This window comes from Kitasatospora sp. SC0581, from assembly GCF_048159585.1.
In the GTDB taxonomy this organism is placed as follows: Bacteria; Actinomycetota; Actinomycetes; order Streptomycetales; family Streptomycetaceae; genus Kitasatospora.
Map to the genome: position 1 here is coordinate 1 of NZ_JBLRWA010000231.1, position 366 is coordinate 366.

Here is a 366-nt window from a genome sequence, read left to right on the forward strand (position 1 = left end):
CGCACGTCGGCCGAAGTTGTCCAGATGCCTCCTCGGGCGCCCGCCCCCGACCACCGGGTGCCGGTGGTCGGGGAGCCACGGGTGCGCCGCTGCGGGCACTACACCGACCTCACGCCGCAGGAGCGCGAGGTGATGGCGCTGGTCGCCGCCGACCTGAGCGGCGTGGAGATCGCGGCCCGTACCGACGTCTCCGAGCACGCCGTCCGCAGGCGCCTCGCCGCGCTCCGTCAGAAGCTCGGTGCGGCGACCACGCCACAGATGATCGACATCGGCTGCCGGACGGGACTGTTGGTCCCGCGCCGGGCCACGCTGAAGAGGGAGATCACCGACACCGTGCTGACCTCGTTCCAGGCCCTGGCGGACGGC

Annotated in this window: 1 protein-coding gene; it reads left to right on the top strand. The window is 73.2% G+C overall.

Annotated elements, in window-relative coordinates; all coding sequences use genetic code 11:
* Positions 1-24: 24 nt before the first annotated feature.
* Positions 25-366 (top strand): LuxR C-terminal-related transcriptional regulator (locus tag ACLWS4_RS37910; RefSeq protein ID WP_416876563.1); only part of this gene is annotated, 342 nt, incomplete at its 3' end.